Annotated in this window: 13 protein-coding genes; 7 read left to right on the plus strand and 6 right to left on the minus strand. The window is 37.8% G+C overall.

Translation table 11 applies throughout. The annotated features are described in order from the left end of the window. Positions 1-3: 3 nt before the first annotated feature. The 6 genes from NST63_RS03955 (at position 4) to NST63_RS03980 (ending at position 5,731) form a co-directional block, all read left to right on the plus strand. On the plus strand, positions 4-303 hold the full coding sequence (locus tag NST63_RS03955) for a PTS fructose transporter subunit IIB (protein WP_078109614.1): 300 nt from the start codon (positions 4-6) through the stop codon (positions 301-303). A gap of 25 nt (positions 304-328) precedes the next feature. Further along, positions 329-1,750: a PTS galactitol transporter subunit IIC gene (locus NST63_RS03960; RefSeq protein ID WP_078109613.1), complete on the plus strand. Its 1,422-nt coding sequence runs from the start codon at positions 329-331 to the stop codon at positions 1,748-1,750. Positions 1,751-1,816: 66 nt separating this feature from the next. Then, positions 1,817-2,908, plus strand: a complete 1,092-nt coding sequence (locus NST63_RS03965) for a zinc-binding dehydrogenase (protein ID WP_180212306.1) — start codon at positions 1,817-1,819, stop codon at positions 2,906-2,908. Between the two features lie 5 nt (positions 2,909-2,913). Then, a complete protein-coding gene (locus NST63_RS03970; protein ID WP_180212240.1) occupies positions 2,914-3,624 on the plus strand; it encodes an L-ribulose-5-phosphate 4-epimerase in 711 nt (236 codons plus the stop codon). A gap of 123 nt (positions 3,625-3,747) precedes the next feature. Beyond that, the gene (locus NST63_RS03975) at positions 3,748-4,794 is read left to right on the plus strand and encodes an NAD(P)-dependent oxidoreductase (protein WP_180212239.1); all 1,047 of its coding nucleotides are present in this window, start codon (positions 3,748-3,750) and stop codon (positions 4,792-4,794) included. A gap of 76 nt (positions 4,795-4,870) precedes the next feature. Then, the gene (locus NST63_RS03980; protein ID WP_257234076.1) at positions 4,871-5,731 is read left to right on the plus strand and encodes a Cof-type HAD-IIB family hydrolase; all 861 of its coding nucleotides are present in this window, start codon (positions 4,871-4,873) and stop codon (positions 5,729-5,731) included. A gap of 51 nt (positions 5,732-5,782) precedes the next feature. Here the strand turns inward: NST63_RS03980 and lacD are convergent, their stop codons facing one another. Genes lacD through pfkB form a run of 3 tightly spaced genes read right to left on the minus strand, consistent with a single transcriptional unit; the run spans position 5,783 to position 9,641 of the window. Next, positions 5,783-6,754, minus strand: a complete 972-nt coding sequence (lacD, locus tag NST63_RS03985; protein WP_180212238.1) for a tagatose-bisphosphate aldolase — start codon at positions 6,752-6,754, stop codon at positions 5,783-5,785. 14 nt (positions 6,755-6,768) lie between these two features. Beyond that, on the minus strand, positions 6,769-8,676 hold the full coding sequence (locus NST63_RS03990) for a fructose-specific PTS transporter subunit EIIC (protein ID WP_180212237.1): 1,908 nt from the start codon (positions 8,674-8,676) through the stop codon (positions 6,769-6,771). A gap of 44 nt (positions 8,677-8,720) precedes the next feature. Next, on the minus strand, positions 8,721-9,641 hold the full coding sequence (pfkB, locus tag NST63_RS03995; protein WP_058004638.1) for a 1-phosphofructokinase: 921 nt from the start codon (positions 9,639-9,641) through the stop codon (positions 8,721-8,723). A 160-nt stretch (positions 9,642-9,801) separates the two neighbouring features. Here pfkB and NST63_RS04000 point away from each other — a divergent pair, with 160 nt between their 5' ends. Next, positions 9,802-10,590, plus strand: coding sequence for a MurR/RpiR family transcriptional regulator (locus NST63_RS04000; RefSeq protein WP_058004639.1), 789 nt, complete (start codon positions 9,802-9,804; stop codon positions 10,588-10,590). 62 nt (positions 10,591-10,652) lie between these two features. On the opposite strand, the gene NST63_RS04005 is transcribed toward NST63_RS04000, so the two are convergent. Genes NST63_RS04005 through NST63_RS04015 form a run of 3 tightly spaced genes read right to left on the minus strand, consistent with a single transcriptional unit; the run spans position 10,653 to position 12,941 of the window. Beyond that, entirely contained in the window at positions 10,653-11,396 is a 744-nt protein-coding gene (locus NST63_RS04005; RefSeq protein ID WP_180212236.1) for a creatininase family protein, read from the minus strand. Then, positions 11,396-12,016, minus strand: a complete 621-nt coding sequence (locus tag NST63_RS04010) for a bifunctional 4-hydroxy-2-oxoglutarate aldolase/2-dehydro-3-deoxy-phosphogluconate aldolase (RefSeq protein WP_071974751.1) — start codon at positions 12,014-12,016, stop codon at positions 11,396-11,398. The genes NST63_RS04005 and NST63_RS04010 overlap by 1 nt, the downstream gene beginning before the upstream one ends. Positions 12,017-12,020: 4 nt before the next feature. Next, the gene (locus tag NST63_RS04015; RefSeq protein WP_180212235.1) at positions 12,021-12,941 is read right to left on the minus strand and encodes a phosphotriesterase family protein; all 921 of its coding nucleotides are present in this window, start codon (positions 12,939-12,941) and stop codon (positions 12,021-12,023) included. Between the last annotated feature and the right edge of the window lie 48 nt (positions 12,942-12,989).

A 12,989-nucleotide genomic window follows, 5' to 3' on the forward strand; every position in this document is an offset into this window, starting at 1 on the left:
GATATGAAACAATTTAAAGTGTTATCTATTTGTGGATCAGGAACAGTCACTTCAACAATGGTTGCTGAGAAAGTAAAAGAAGAGATGGCATTAAGAGGCATTTCTCTAACGACAAATACAGGAAAACCAACGGAAGCATTAAGCCTTGCACAAACGGGTCAATATGATGTCGTTGTACACACAAGTCCACTGCCAGAAGGGGATTATGGAATCCCGAGAATTAGTTCTATTAGTTGTTTAACTGGAATTGGGGAAGAAGAGTTTTTTGATGAAGTAGAAGAAACGCTAAAATCCTTGTCTTAAAAATGAAAAAGGGGGATAAAATGCAATGTTAGAAACACTTCAATCCGTATTTAATGCATTTGGAGCAGCAATATTAGTGCCTGTTATTATCATTATTATTGCCATGATATTAAAAGTACCATTAAAAAAAGCGCTGATGGCTGGCTTAAATGCAGGCATTGGTTTACAAGGGTTCACATTAGTCATTAATTCCTTTACTCCGATTATTTCTCCAGTAATTGAAAGTATGGTGAAAAATACGGGGATTAATTTGCCTGCGTTTGATGTAGGATGGCAAGCAACATCGATAGTAGCTTATTCTACTCAGCCGGGTATGGTTTTCTTGGCAGTCGGTATCATATTACAAACTGTTCTTTTCCTTGTTAAATGGACAGACGTATTCCAACCGTCTGATCTATGGAATAACTACTCCTATGCAATCTGGGGATCGATGGTATACATCGTAACAGATAATATGCTACTAGCTTTAGGTTGTATGATTTTATTAAATATGTATAGTTTACTAAATTCAGAGGTCATTGCTAGAAGATGGTCCACATATTATGGATATCCCAATACAACGATTGTTGGTATGCATAATATTGAACCAGCGATCTTTGGTTTAGTGATGGATCCGGTCTTAAATGCTTTAGGTTTCAACAAAATTAAAATAAACCCAGAAACGCTCCAAAAGCGTCTTGGAATATTTGGTGAGCCGATCGTATTAGGATTTTTTATCGGTGCGATTATTGGTCTAATCGGTAATATTTCTTCATTAGATACTGTTTCAGCCTGGGGGTCAACTTTAACTGTTGCAATTGCTACTGCTGCTGTAATGGCAATTTTTCCAAAGATTGCGGGGATTTTTTCAAATGCATTTACACCTATTACCGATGCAGCTAGGAAATCTACAGCTAAAAGAGAAAAAGGATCCGGTCGTGAATGGTTTTTAGGGATTAATGATGCTGCTGGATTTGGTGAGCCTGCTACATTAACTGCTGGACTGATCCTAATTCCTATAATGGTCTTAATGGCCTTCATATTACCAGGGAATAAAGTAATTCCTGTTATTGACTTAGTTGCATTGCCATTTATGGTGCAAGGACTGGTTGCTTTAACGAACGGTAATATGGCTAAAGTGATTGTAAATGGGATCATATGGTTTAGTATTGGGCTGTATATTTGTACAGAAACAGCTCAGTTATTTACAGATATAGCAGTCGATATAGGGATTTCTTTACCGGCAGGTGCCCTTTTAATCACAAGTTTTAATATATTATCTAAACCATTGGCATCACTTGTATTCTTTGCATTTCTAAGTGGTAGCCCGCTTTGGATCTCGTTAGTTATCATTGTTTACTTAGTGCTATGGTTTTTATTTCGAAAGAACAAAAAATCCTTCTACGATTATCTTGATCGACAGGCAGCAAAAAACGATCCTGAACCAGCAAATGGGCAAGTTGCTTAAAACTGAGATAAATTATTACTAAAAAAAGATGAATTGAAATTACTTAAGAAAAAGAGGCGTAAAGTGATGGAAGGTAAAATGAAGGCAGCTGTATTGCATTCACTTGGAAATATTAAAAAAGAAATAGTCGATATTCCTCAAATTAATGAAGAGGAAGTACTTATTAAAGTTAAATATGCAGGAATCTGTGGGTCAGACGTTCCCCGTTCGATGATTAGTGGAGCTCGCATATATCCTCTTATATTAGGTCATGAATTTTCTGGAGAAGTGGTTGAAGTTGGAGGAAAAGTAAGCGATATACACCCAAGGGATCGTGTAGTTGTTGCACCGTTAGTATCTTGCGGTGAATGTTTATATTGTAAAGCTGGAGATTATGGTTTATGTGATCATTACAATATTATTGGTACGGGAAGCAATGGTGCCTTTGCAGAATATGTGAAAGCTCCAAAGAATCATGTATTAAAAATTGATGATCGTTTAGATTTTGAAACTGCTGCAGGCATTGAACCCGCGACTATCGGTTACCATGGTTTACAAAAGGCGAATATTCAACCTGGTGAAACAGTTGTGGTAATGGGTTGTGGTTCAATTGGACAATTAACCTTACAGTGGGCAAAAATTTTCGGTGCATCTACTGTAATCGCGGTAGATATTTTTGATGACAAGTTGGAGTTGGCTAAAGAGCTCGGTGCCGATATTACGATTAATTCAAAAAATGAAGATCCAGTAGAAAAAATAAAGAAATTAACTAATGGTGGGGCAGATGTAGTTGCTGAAACAGCAGGGAATGTATTTACACAACAGCAATCCATACTAGCAGCTAAGAAAAAAGGACGTGTCGTTTTTATAGGGATTACACATAAAGGTTTGGAATTAAAAGAAGAAACTATGGACCATATTATGCGTGGTGAAATAACCATTCAAGGGTCTTGGAATTCTTATATGCCACCATATCCAGGGATTGCCTGGAAAGCCACACTAGATTATATGACCAAAGGGGATATTCGATTTAAAAGAATGATTTCTCACAAGATTAAAATAGAAGAAGTTGGTGAGTATTTAAAGGGGATGGCTGAGAGAACTTTATCATTTAATAAAGTACTAGTTTCTCTTGAAGATTATGAAAATTTAGATAATAAAAGAAAGCTAATGGAGTGATGGCTATGCTAGAAAAACTAAAAGCTGAGGTCCTCGAGGCAAACCTTAGCTTACCTAAATATAATTTAGTAACATTTACGTGGGGAAATGTTAGTGGTATCGATAGAGATAGTGGGTTAGTAGTTATTAAACCGAGCGGAGTAGAATACGAGAAATTAAAGCTTGAGGATTTAGTAGTCGTAGATTTAGAGGGAAATATTGTAGAAGGTCAGTTAAGACCCTCTTCAGACACAAAAACACACTTAGTGTTATACAAGCATTTCTCTGATATTGGCGGGATTGTTCATACGCATTCTACATGGGCGACGATATGGTCACAAGCAAAAAAGGATCTTCCTGCATTAGGAACAACACATGCGGATACTTTTTATGGGACGGTTCCATGTACAAGAAACTTAAGAAAAGATGAAATAGAGTCTGATTATGAGCTGGAAACTGGAAATTTAATTGTAGAGACCTTTAAAGAAAGAAATATAGATCCTAACGCAGTACCAGCCTCCTTAGTCGATAGTCATGGTCCATTTACATGGGGGAAAAGTCCAAGAAAAGCGCTTGAGAATGCAGTTGTTTTAGAGGAGGTTTGTAAGCTGGCATCAAATACATTTCAATTAAATATGGATATCTCCTCAATAGATCAGAATCTACTGGATAAACATTATTTAAGAAAGCATGGAAAAGATGCCTATTACGGACAAAACCAATTTATTAATCAATAATTGATATGACATTGAAGTGATTTCGAAGGTAATATATATGGCCTTTTTCTATTGTAAATTTAACAAAGGCCATTTTTTTCTATAGATTAGGGGTATTACTAAATTCGAATAGGCGGTGGTAAAGTGGCAAAGGTCATCGTTGTTGGGGACCCACTAGTAAGTAGTAATCTATTAGAGAAAGCCGCACTGCAATTAAAAATAACGGGTCCAATTGAGGTTAAAAAGTTTGAGTGGTATTCCGATATATCTAAGAAAGAGTTCCAAAGGATTATTAAAAAAATTGAAATGGTTGGGCCGGAATATATGGACATCCCAAATGGCATCTTAGAAGAGTTGGAAACTGCGAACTATTTACTTGTTCATTATGCCCCTGTATCGAGGAAAATGATTGAACACGCTCAACATTTAAAAGTAATCGGAACCTGTCGGGGTGGAACGGAGCATGTGAATATGACTGTGTGTCAAGAACATGGAATCCCTGTTATCCATGTCATTCGTAATGCAGAAGCTGTCGCAGATTTTACGATTGGATTAATGTATGCAGAGACAAGAAACATTTCACGGGCACACCAGTTTATGATGAATGGTCAATGGAAAAAAGCATTTCCAAATGATCCCTATAAAACGACATTAAGTCACTTGAAAGTAGGGATATGTGGGTTTGGTCATATTGGCAAACTAGTAATAAAACGTTTAAATGCTTTGGGGGTTGACGTGTTACTCTATAGCAGTAGGGAGAACAAAGATGACTTGAATAAGAATGGGTTAAGCGTTGAAATGGTTGATTTGGAAACACTGTTCACCGAATCGGATATCGTCTCCTTACATGCACGTGTAACAAAGGAAAATAGGAATATGATTGATAAGAGCTTAATTAGTCGGATGAAGCCAAGTAGCTATCTAATTAACACGGCAAGACCTGAATTATTGGACAAAGAAGACCTAATAGATGCTCTTAGAAACCACCGTATAGCAGGAGCAGCTATAGATGTTTTTTGGGAAGAACCACTGGATCCCAATGATGAATTACTAAAGCTTGATAATATAACCTTAACCCCTCACATTGCTGGTGATACAGTTGATGCAATCCTTGGATCACCCAATTTATTAAGAGATGCATTGAATGAATATTTCAGAGGGGGTCAGACCCCCACTGCTTTAAAGTGGTAAAGTTATGTATGATTCAACCATTTGTTTCTTTTTTATTACACGAGTGTTTGATGTAGAATAAAGGGAGGGAGGGGATATGATGAAGTTAGTTGCCATTGATTTGGATGGAACATTATTATCGGATGATGGGACGATTAGTTCTGCAAATGTAGAGGCTATACATCGAGCGCAAGAACAAGGGAATATGATTACGATTTGCTCAGGACGTTCTCTCCATGATACACAAGAGATTCTTCAAAGGGCTGGAATAACTTGTCCAATAATTACCGGAAATGGAGCGATCGCTTATAATGGTCAGGAGCTTTTGCATAAATATATTATTCCTGAGCAGGTAATTATGGAGCTTATTCCGATGCTTGAATCGGGAGGCTATTATTTTGAGTTATATACAAATCAGGGGATTCATCTGCTTAATAAAGGAAAAGCACAGCTGGATGAAGAAATTCAAAGAATGATAGAAAAGGACGCTGGCTTTCCGGTTGAATGGGCAAAGAGGGAAAGAGATATACAATTTGAACAATATGGATTGCAGTATGTAAATGATTATAAGAATATAGATGTGGCTGGGTTAGACATTTATAAGATCTTTGTTCTGTCTTTTGATAGAGAGAAGCTTGACCACCTTGAGTCACTTTTAACTGGGAGAACAGATCTATCGATTACATCATCAGGACAAACTAAGCTTGAAATTGCCCAAGCCGAGGTGAGTAAAGGGAATGCGCTAACGAATATGTCTAAGCACTTACAAATTCCTATACAGGATACTGTGGCGATCGGAGACAATTTAAATGATCTTTCAATGTTTCAAGTCGCAGGGATAAGTATTGCGATGGGCAATGCACCAGAAGTAGTGAAACAGAAAAGTACATATACGACAAAAAGATATAATGAAGATGGGGTAGCTCATGCTTTACAGAGCTATGTCATAAACGGTTGATTGTATCTCATTTTCATCAAAAATAAACCGGAGCAATAGGCTCCGGTTTATTTATTTGAATTTATGAAAACAAGAAGACGCTGTTTTTTGAATGACTTCATTTAAGGCTTCGATATTCGCTTTTCCTTGAGTCTGTAACCATTCCATTGCTTTTTCAGCGCCTGAATTTGAAAATACTTGTACCCCATCCTTCCAGGTTGCTCGTCCACAAAGGACACCATTAAACTGTGATCCCGCTTCATGGGCGAAAACTAATGTCTCCTGGAATCGTTCGGCACTTACTCCAGCGCTAAGGAAAATAAAAGGTAAATCTGTTGCTTCACTTTGTTCTTTAAAGTATTGGAGGGCTTCCTCTCTCGTATAAAGCACTTCGGATCCATACCCTGCCACATAGTCCATATTTACAGGAACCTCAACCTTTAATACGTCTACATGATAGTTTGGTTTCGAGAATTCGACCATCATATCATTTACCTTATGTGGTTTGACTTTTGCATACTCTTTACTCTTCACATCAGCTATCTTACTATCATAGGAGACAAGCTCCAAAAAGAAGGGGATATCTTCCGCCATACATTCGGAACCTATCCGTTCCACAAATGCATGCTTTTGGTCATTGATTTCTTTTGATTCATCAATATCATAATAAAGTAAGAATTTTACAGCGTCAGCGCCTTCTGCTTTAATACGTTGAGCTGACCAAATGGGTAAAAGGTCTGGAAATCGCCCAGGCTGTGAAGTATCATAGCCCGTTTTTTCATAGGCAATGAGTAGTCCAGAATTTGCTGCCCGTTTTTTTGCTGCTGGTAACCCATACTCAGGATCTAATAATATAGATGATGCATAAGGTGTAAGCACTTCAGAAACAAGACCTTTAAATTCTTCAATCGCTTCCTGCGATGCATTTTCCCCCATCATTTTTTTTAATGCTCCCCGTTGATCAATCGCTAAAGCACTGATTACTCCTTGTTCATTGGCTAGATTTTCTAGGGCTTTTCTTTTCATTTCGCTGATTTCTCTCATGGTTTGTTCTCCCCTTAATGTATGTTTTCGATAAACAGTTGATAGATCTCTTTAGAACTGTTGGCATGCTGTAATTGGTCGATGAATTCTTGGTGAATGAGAAGCTTTGAGACTTCTGATAAATAACGTAAATGATCATTTGCTTTTCCTTTTGGAATAAACATGGCAATTACGATATTTGTCGGTTGTCCGTCAAGAGCTTTCCAATCTACGCCTTGATTTAATTTTAAAATGACAATGCTTGCTTTATTGATGCTTTCTAGCTCCGTATGTGGAATAGCAATTCCTTGCTCCATACCGGTTGTACTTAGTTTTTCTCTTTCCACAAATCCCTTGATCACACTGGTCTCATCATTGCTGATATGGTGATCATTAGAAATTTTCGCTAGTTTTTGAAACACCTCATCTTGAGTTGCTGCATCGACATTACAGAAAATATTTTCGATATCTAGTACTGAGTCTAAGCTTGTTGACTGATTCACTACTGATGGCAGTGGAGTAGAGAGTTTCTCTGAATCAGCTTCTTGTTCTTTAGCAACGGTCCGTTTCTGATCCATGCTCATTAGGAATCCACTTACTACCGCACCAATTAAAATAGCGACCACCCATAGGATAGCGTGGGTAACAATTGGTAATACGATAAATCCACCATGTGGTGCAGGAACTTGAACTTTAAAAAGATAAGTTAAAATGGCTGCGATAGAAGATCCGAGCATAAGTATTGGTATGACTTTTAATGGCTTTTTCGCTGCAAAAGGAATTGCTCCCTCTGTAATATGAGTGGATCCAAGTAAAAAGTTGACATAGCCTGCACTGCGATCGCTTGCGGAATAAGCTTTCCCGCCAAATAAGACGGCGAAACCAGTAGCAAGAGGTGGTGCAATACATGCAGCCGAGACACCAGCCATAAAGAAATAATTTCCTTGAGCCAGTAAGGCTGTCCCTGTAACATAGGCTGCCTTATTAACGGGTCCGCCCATATCAAAGGCACTCATACAACCAACGATTAAACCTAGTAAAATAGGACTTGAATCTTGAACACTGCTTAGGAAAGACATCATGCCTTGATTGATGGACTCCATTGGTGCTGATAGGAACCACATGGCAAATCCGGCAATAAAAATTCCTAATACAGGGAAAAGGAAAATCGCTTTTAAACCATCAAGCTGCTTAGGTAATCCTTTACATACATAAGCTAGACCAATCATGATGTATCCAGTGAGGAAACCTCCAACAATTCCTCCGAGGAAGCCAGTACCATTCATGTAAGCAATCATCCCGACGATAAATCCAATGATTAATCCTGGCCTTTTCGCAATCGATTCTGCAATATAAGCACATAAAACAGGCACCATCAAATTCATGGAAATGCCGCCAATTGTTTTTAAGTAATAGGCAAATTGATTATATTCAGGACTATCTGGCTCGGCTGAATGAATCCCAAACATAAAGGAAATTGCTACCATCACACCGCCAGCAACAACGAGCGGAAGCATATGGGAGACACCGTTCATAAGAGAAACATAGATGCTATGCCATATGGATGTCTTTTGACCACTGCTATGGCCCGATTGCTGTTGGGCTCTAGCTTGACCGTCCTTATACTTTGGAACATTTCCTGATAAAATTTCATCAATCAATTGATCAGGCTCTTTAATTCCTTTGCTAACTGAAACATTGATCAAAGGCTTTCCGATAAAACGGTCCGCATTTACATCCTTATCAGCTGCTATGATCACGCCATCAGCAGCATCGATTTCAGCTTCTGTTAATGCATTCCTAATTCCTTCCTGACCATGTGTTTCAACCTTGATTGATATGCCACGTTTTTTTGCTGCTGCTTCTAATGCCTCTTGTGCCATGTAAGTGTGTGCAATTCCGGTAGGGCATCCGGTTGCAGCGATAATTGTATAGGTCTTCATTTAAATGCCTCCTTTTCTATCTTTGTTTGCACTTAATGAGCAAGTTACTTCCGCTTTTCTATTAAAATCTGTTTCTTTAATAAAGGAATATCCTTGAAATCACTCAATCCTGCTGTAAATGCAGTGGATGATCCAGCAGCAGTAGCCTCAATAAGAGCTTCCTCCAAGTCTTCCATTTGCATCATTTTTCCAGCGAAAACTGCTAGCATCGTATCTCCCGCACACGCCGTATTCACAACTTTTCCTTTAGGAGCATTTGTCAGTAAAATATTGTCTTTATCCACATATAAAGCACCTTTTTCTCCACGAGATACTAAAATTCTCCTAGCCCCTTGATTCAAAAGTGTTTGAGCTGCAGCTATGAGTTCCTCCACTGATTCCAATGTGGGAACCCCCATAAGCTGAGCTAATTCTTCATCATTTGGCTTGATTAAATATGGATGATAGGGAAGACAATCTAGTAATCTAGAAGAACTAATATCTAAGATTAATGAAAATCCTTGTTCCTTCGATAATTGGGCAATGGTGACAAAAATTTCATCTTTCACTCCTCTTGGCAAACTGCCAGAAACAAATAGCGTGTCTTTATTTGTAAATGTTTTGATGTATTGAAGTAAGGCCTCTTGAGCAGTTGTATTAATTTCTGGTCCGCGATTGACTGCCTTGTATTCCTTTTCTCCAGACCGTATAAAGGTATTTATTCTAGTAATTCCATCTACTTTAATAAAGTTTGTGCCAATAGAGTTCTTGACTAATTCCTCTTCGATAAAGTTACCAGTGAATCCACCTAGAAATCCTGTGGCTGTATTGTCTATATTCAATTTTTTTAAAATAAATGAAATATTTATTGCCTTTCCATTCGCTTGATAACTTTCAAACGTACTACGATTTACAACAAAGGGAGAAAATTGTTCAAACTCTGTAAATAAATCTATGGCTGGGTTCATTGTGCATGTATAGATCACATTTTTTCCCTTCTTTCATATTAATCGATGTTTATTCCACTTTCATAATCAGCGCTGATTTCAGTTTCACTTTATACTCCAATTGTGGCACAATTAATCATGTAAATGTTTACAAGGTTAAACGTTTTCATTGTAAAACTTTTCTTTTGGAGATGGTTTAATGTCCAAGACGTTTTTAAATAGAGTGAAAAATCAATATAAAGAATTGAGTGAAACGGAAAGATATTTGATTGATTATATTAAGCAGCATTTAGATATCATTCCGCAAATCTCGATTGTGAAATTGAGCAGTCAAGCAAATGTTTCAACTGCAACCATTGTCCGTACGATGCAAAAGCTTGGTTATACCGGATTTACAGCTTTTAAGATTCATTTAAAAGATGAAGTGGACTCCAGTAGTGAATTTTCGATTGTGGAAAAGATAGATAAGAAGATTCAAGAGGCGATTTTAAAAAATGAACAAGAAGTGGTGAAAACGATTCAGCTTCTAGATAGCGGGACAATTGAGGATGCACTGCAAAAAATCATTCATTCAAGAAAAATCACCATCTTTGCGAGGGGATTTTCCGAGCTCATCGCAAAGGAAATGATGATTAAATTTCAGCTGTTAGGTAAGCATTGTGAGCTACATGATGACCCTAATATTATTCGAACAATTAGCAAAAGAATAGATAAAAGAGATATCGTCATTTTTATTTCATTGAATGGAAAGACCAAGGAACTAGTTGAAGCCGCAAAAAATTGCCAAGATAATGAGGTAAGCACGATCCTGCTAACAGCCAATCAAAATAGTCCATTATATGAATTATGTGAAATTTCCTTAGTTGGTTTTAAATCAGAAACATCGTATTTTCCTGATTATGAGGTACGTTCACGCCTACCAATTCAAGTCATGGCTCGTATTATTTTAGATGCGTATGCCATTCGTACGGAGGAGAAAATGAGTTGAGGTCCTTTCAATAAAAAAGAGTACACCAGTCAAAATATCTTTTACTGGTATACTCTCAATTTCTATTCTTCTTTTGTTCCTTCATATGCTTCGAATAATAAACTAGTCATATTTTCAATGAAAATATCTATCATTTTTTCTCCTTTTTCCTTTGTTGCAAGAATAGCATTTCCGTAGACTCCACTTTGACTTAAATTACCTAGTGAAATAGTTGATTTTCCGTATAAGTTTGGTTTTTTCGGATATTCACTTACTGCCTTATCCATTTGGACCAGTTCCGGTTTTAGTGCAAGCATAAGCGATGTTTCGAATTCACATGCATGAATCATTCCATGCCAAGTAGGGGAGTCACAATGCATGTCTATGACTGATTCTATATTGGGATAGAATAGATAGATCACCGACATGTCTAGTTCATCCATTAATTCCCTTGCGGCATATTTCATGCTAGAGTTATTGGCATCATGCCCGTTTACTAGGACAAGAAGTTTAATCCCGTATCTGCTAACACTATGTGCAATGTCTTTTATAACGGCTTCAACGTGATGTTGTTGCATGGATAATGTACCAGGGATATCCCGCCAAACCCATGAGTAACCAAATGGTAGCGTAGGGAGGAGGAGAGCTCCCGTTTTTTCTGAGAGTTTTCGTGATATTCCTTCAGCTAAAAAAATATCAGTACCTAATGGCAAATGATGTCCATGCTGTTCTGTTGCTCCTAATGGTAAAATGGCTACAGGAAATGATGTTATTGCTTTAGCCACCTCATCACGGGTCATATGCAATATTTCTTTTGCTTTTCCCATTAATTGATGCACTCCTCAAGTAGTAATTGCTGAAAACTAATTGCAGCTTGTTTTATTGCTTCAAGATGATCTGTTGTAGCACCTCTTGGGACTAGTTCACTTCCGATGGCAAAGGATGAACAACCAGCTGATCTTAGTTCTAAAATATTTCTCTTATTGACTCCGCCTACTGCCATCCAATTCATTCGTGGAAAAGGACCTGATACATTTTTTATGAAGCTGGTACCAAGGTTTACTACAGGAAAAAGTTTAACAGTGTCAATACCTAAGCTAGCTGCTTGCATAATCTCACCGGGTGAAAAAACTCCGGGAAACATAGTTACATTTTTTGAGCGTACATATTTCGCTAATTCGCGATCCCAGCCAGGAGTAATAATGTAATTTGCTCCTGCTTTAAGAGATGCATCTACTTGTGAAGGAGTACAAACTGTTCCTACACCTAAATGGACTTGGTTAGGAAATGCTTGGGAAATTCTTCGAATACATTCTAAGCCTTTTTCTTCTTCACTAAGGGATACCTCTAACCAGCTAATACCAGAATCAAGTAAAGCTTGTGTGATTTCCACAACATGACCTGGGTCGACCCCACGGATAATGGCAATGATTGTATCTTTTTTCATTTTTTCACCCCTCAAATTGTGCTAACCATCTAGCTGGGTTTTTAACGAATATGGTATGAATGTCTTCTTGACTAATTCCTTCATCTAATAACCGTGGAATGAATTTTTTGATGATATATTCGAAACCAGGTCCTCCGCCATAAGCGTGGAGATAGCATTGACGTCCCATGTCCCCAGAAATCAGCAATTGCTTCACATAACCGTTTTCGATCATGTTTTTTATTAATTCAACTCTTGTGCTATCTGGGGAATATTTGATTTTACTGCTCCCATCGAATTGCACATAAGCTCCTCGTTTAGCAAGTTGAAGGTGGTAGTAAGCATCCGCATTTCGATCGCTATGACCAACACCAACAAGACTTAAATCAATGCCTTCTTCTTCTAAAATATCAAGCATTTCCATTCCCATCGTTCCTGCTTCTGTATGCAACCAAATTGGAGCTCCCGTTTGGAGTTGTGCTCGGGCAACCGCACGAGTAACTTTTTCCTCTAAAGGATGAATAAGTTGGTTCCAGGAACCTGATTTTAAGAAACCTGCCTTTGAACTTGTTCCGTCCATTCCAATGGTTACATCCCGAACTAGTTTTTGTGTGATTTCTTCTATCGTTAATGCTTCAACCCATTTTGGAAAGTATACATGTTTGTTAAACCCAGTAGTGGCGATCACATGAACACCTGTTTCAATTGACATTTGTCTCATTTTTCCTGCATCACGACCGTAATCTAAAGTGGTAGCATCAACGAGTGCATTTCCACCAGCTTTTTTAAATCTCCACAGCTCGCTAACACTAGCTTCATAGTCCGTTAATTCCAAATCACGATCTTTTTGTTGAGCAGGAGGGTTCGTCCATAAATGCTCATGACTATAAGTAAAGCCTAATTGTGAGGGTTCAATATCACCTATGAGAGTTCTAATTTTTTTCAATGTAATCACTCCTTGATACTTTTGTTAAAAGAAAAGATAGTATAGTCC

The organism is Heyndrickxia sp. FSL W8-0496, assembly GCF_038007825.1.
GTDB lineage: Bacteria > Bacillota > Bacilli > Bacillales > Bacillaceae_C > Heyndrickxia > Heyndrickxia oleronia.

Coding starts and splice junctions, on each gene's coding strand:
- NST63_RS03970 (WP_180212240.1), top strand. CDS start 2,914: ATGCTAGAAAAACTAAAAGCTGAGGTCCTCGAGGCAAACCTTAGCTTA.
- NST63_RS03990 (WP_180212237.1), bottom strand. CDS start 8,676: ATGAAGACCTATACAATTATCGCTGCAACCGGATGCCCTACCGGAATT.
- NST63_RS03980 (WP_257234076.1), top strand. CDS start 4,871: ATGATGAAGTTAGTTGCCATTGATTTGGATGGAACATTATTATCGGAT.
- lacD (WP_180212238.1), bottom strand. CDS start 6,754: ATGAGAGAAATCAGCGAAATGAAAAGAAAAGCCCTAGAAAATCTAGCC.
- NST63_RS03960 (WP_078109613.1), top strand. CDS start 329: ATGTTAGAAACACTTCAATCCGTATTTAATGCATTTGGAGCAGCAATA.
- NST63_RS04005 (WP_180212236.1), bottom strand. CDS start 11,396: ATGGGAAAAGCAAAAGAAATATTGCATATGACCCGTGATGAGGTGGCT.
- NST63_RS04000 (WP_058004639.1), top strand. CDS start 9,802: ATGTCCAAGACGTTTTTAAATAGAGTGAAAAATCAATATAAAGAATTG.
- NST63_RS03955 (WP_078109614.1), top strand. CDS start 4: ATGAAACAATTTAAAGTGTTATCTATTTGTGGATCAGGAACAGTCACT.
- NST63_RS03965 (WP_180212306.1), top strand. CDS start 1,817: ATGGAAGGTAAAATGAAGGCAGCTGTATTGCATTCACTTGGAAATATT.
- NST63_RS04010 (WP_071974751.1), bottom strand. CDS start 12,016: ATGAAAAAAGATACAATCATTGCCATTATCCGTGGGGTCGACCCAGGT.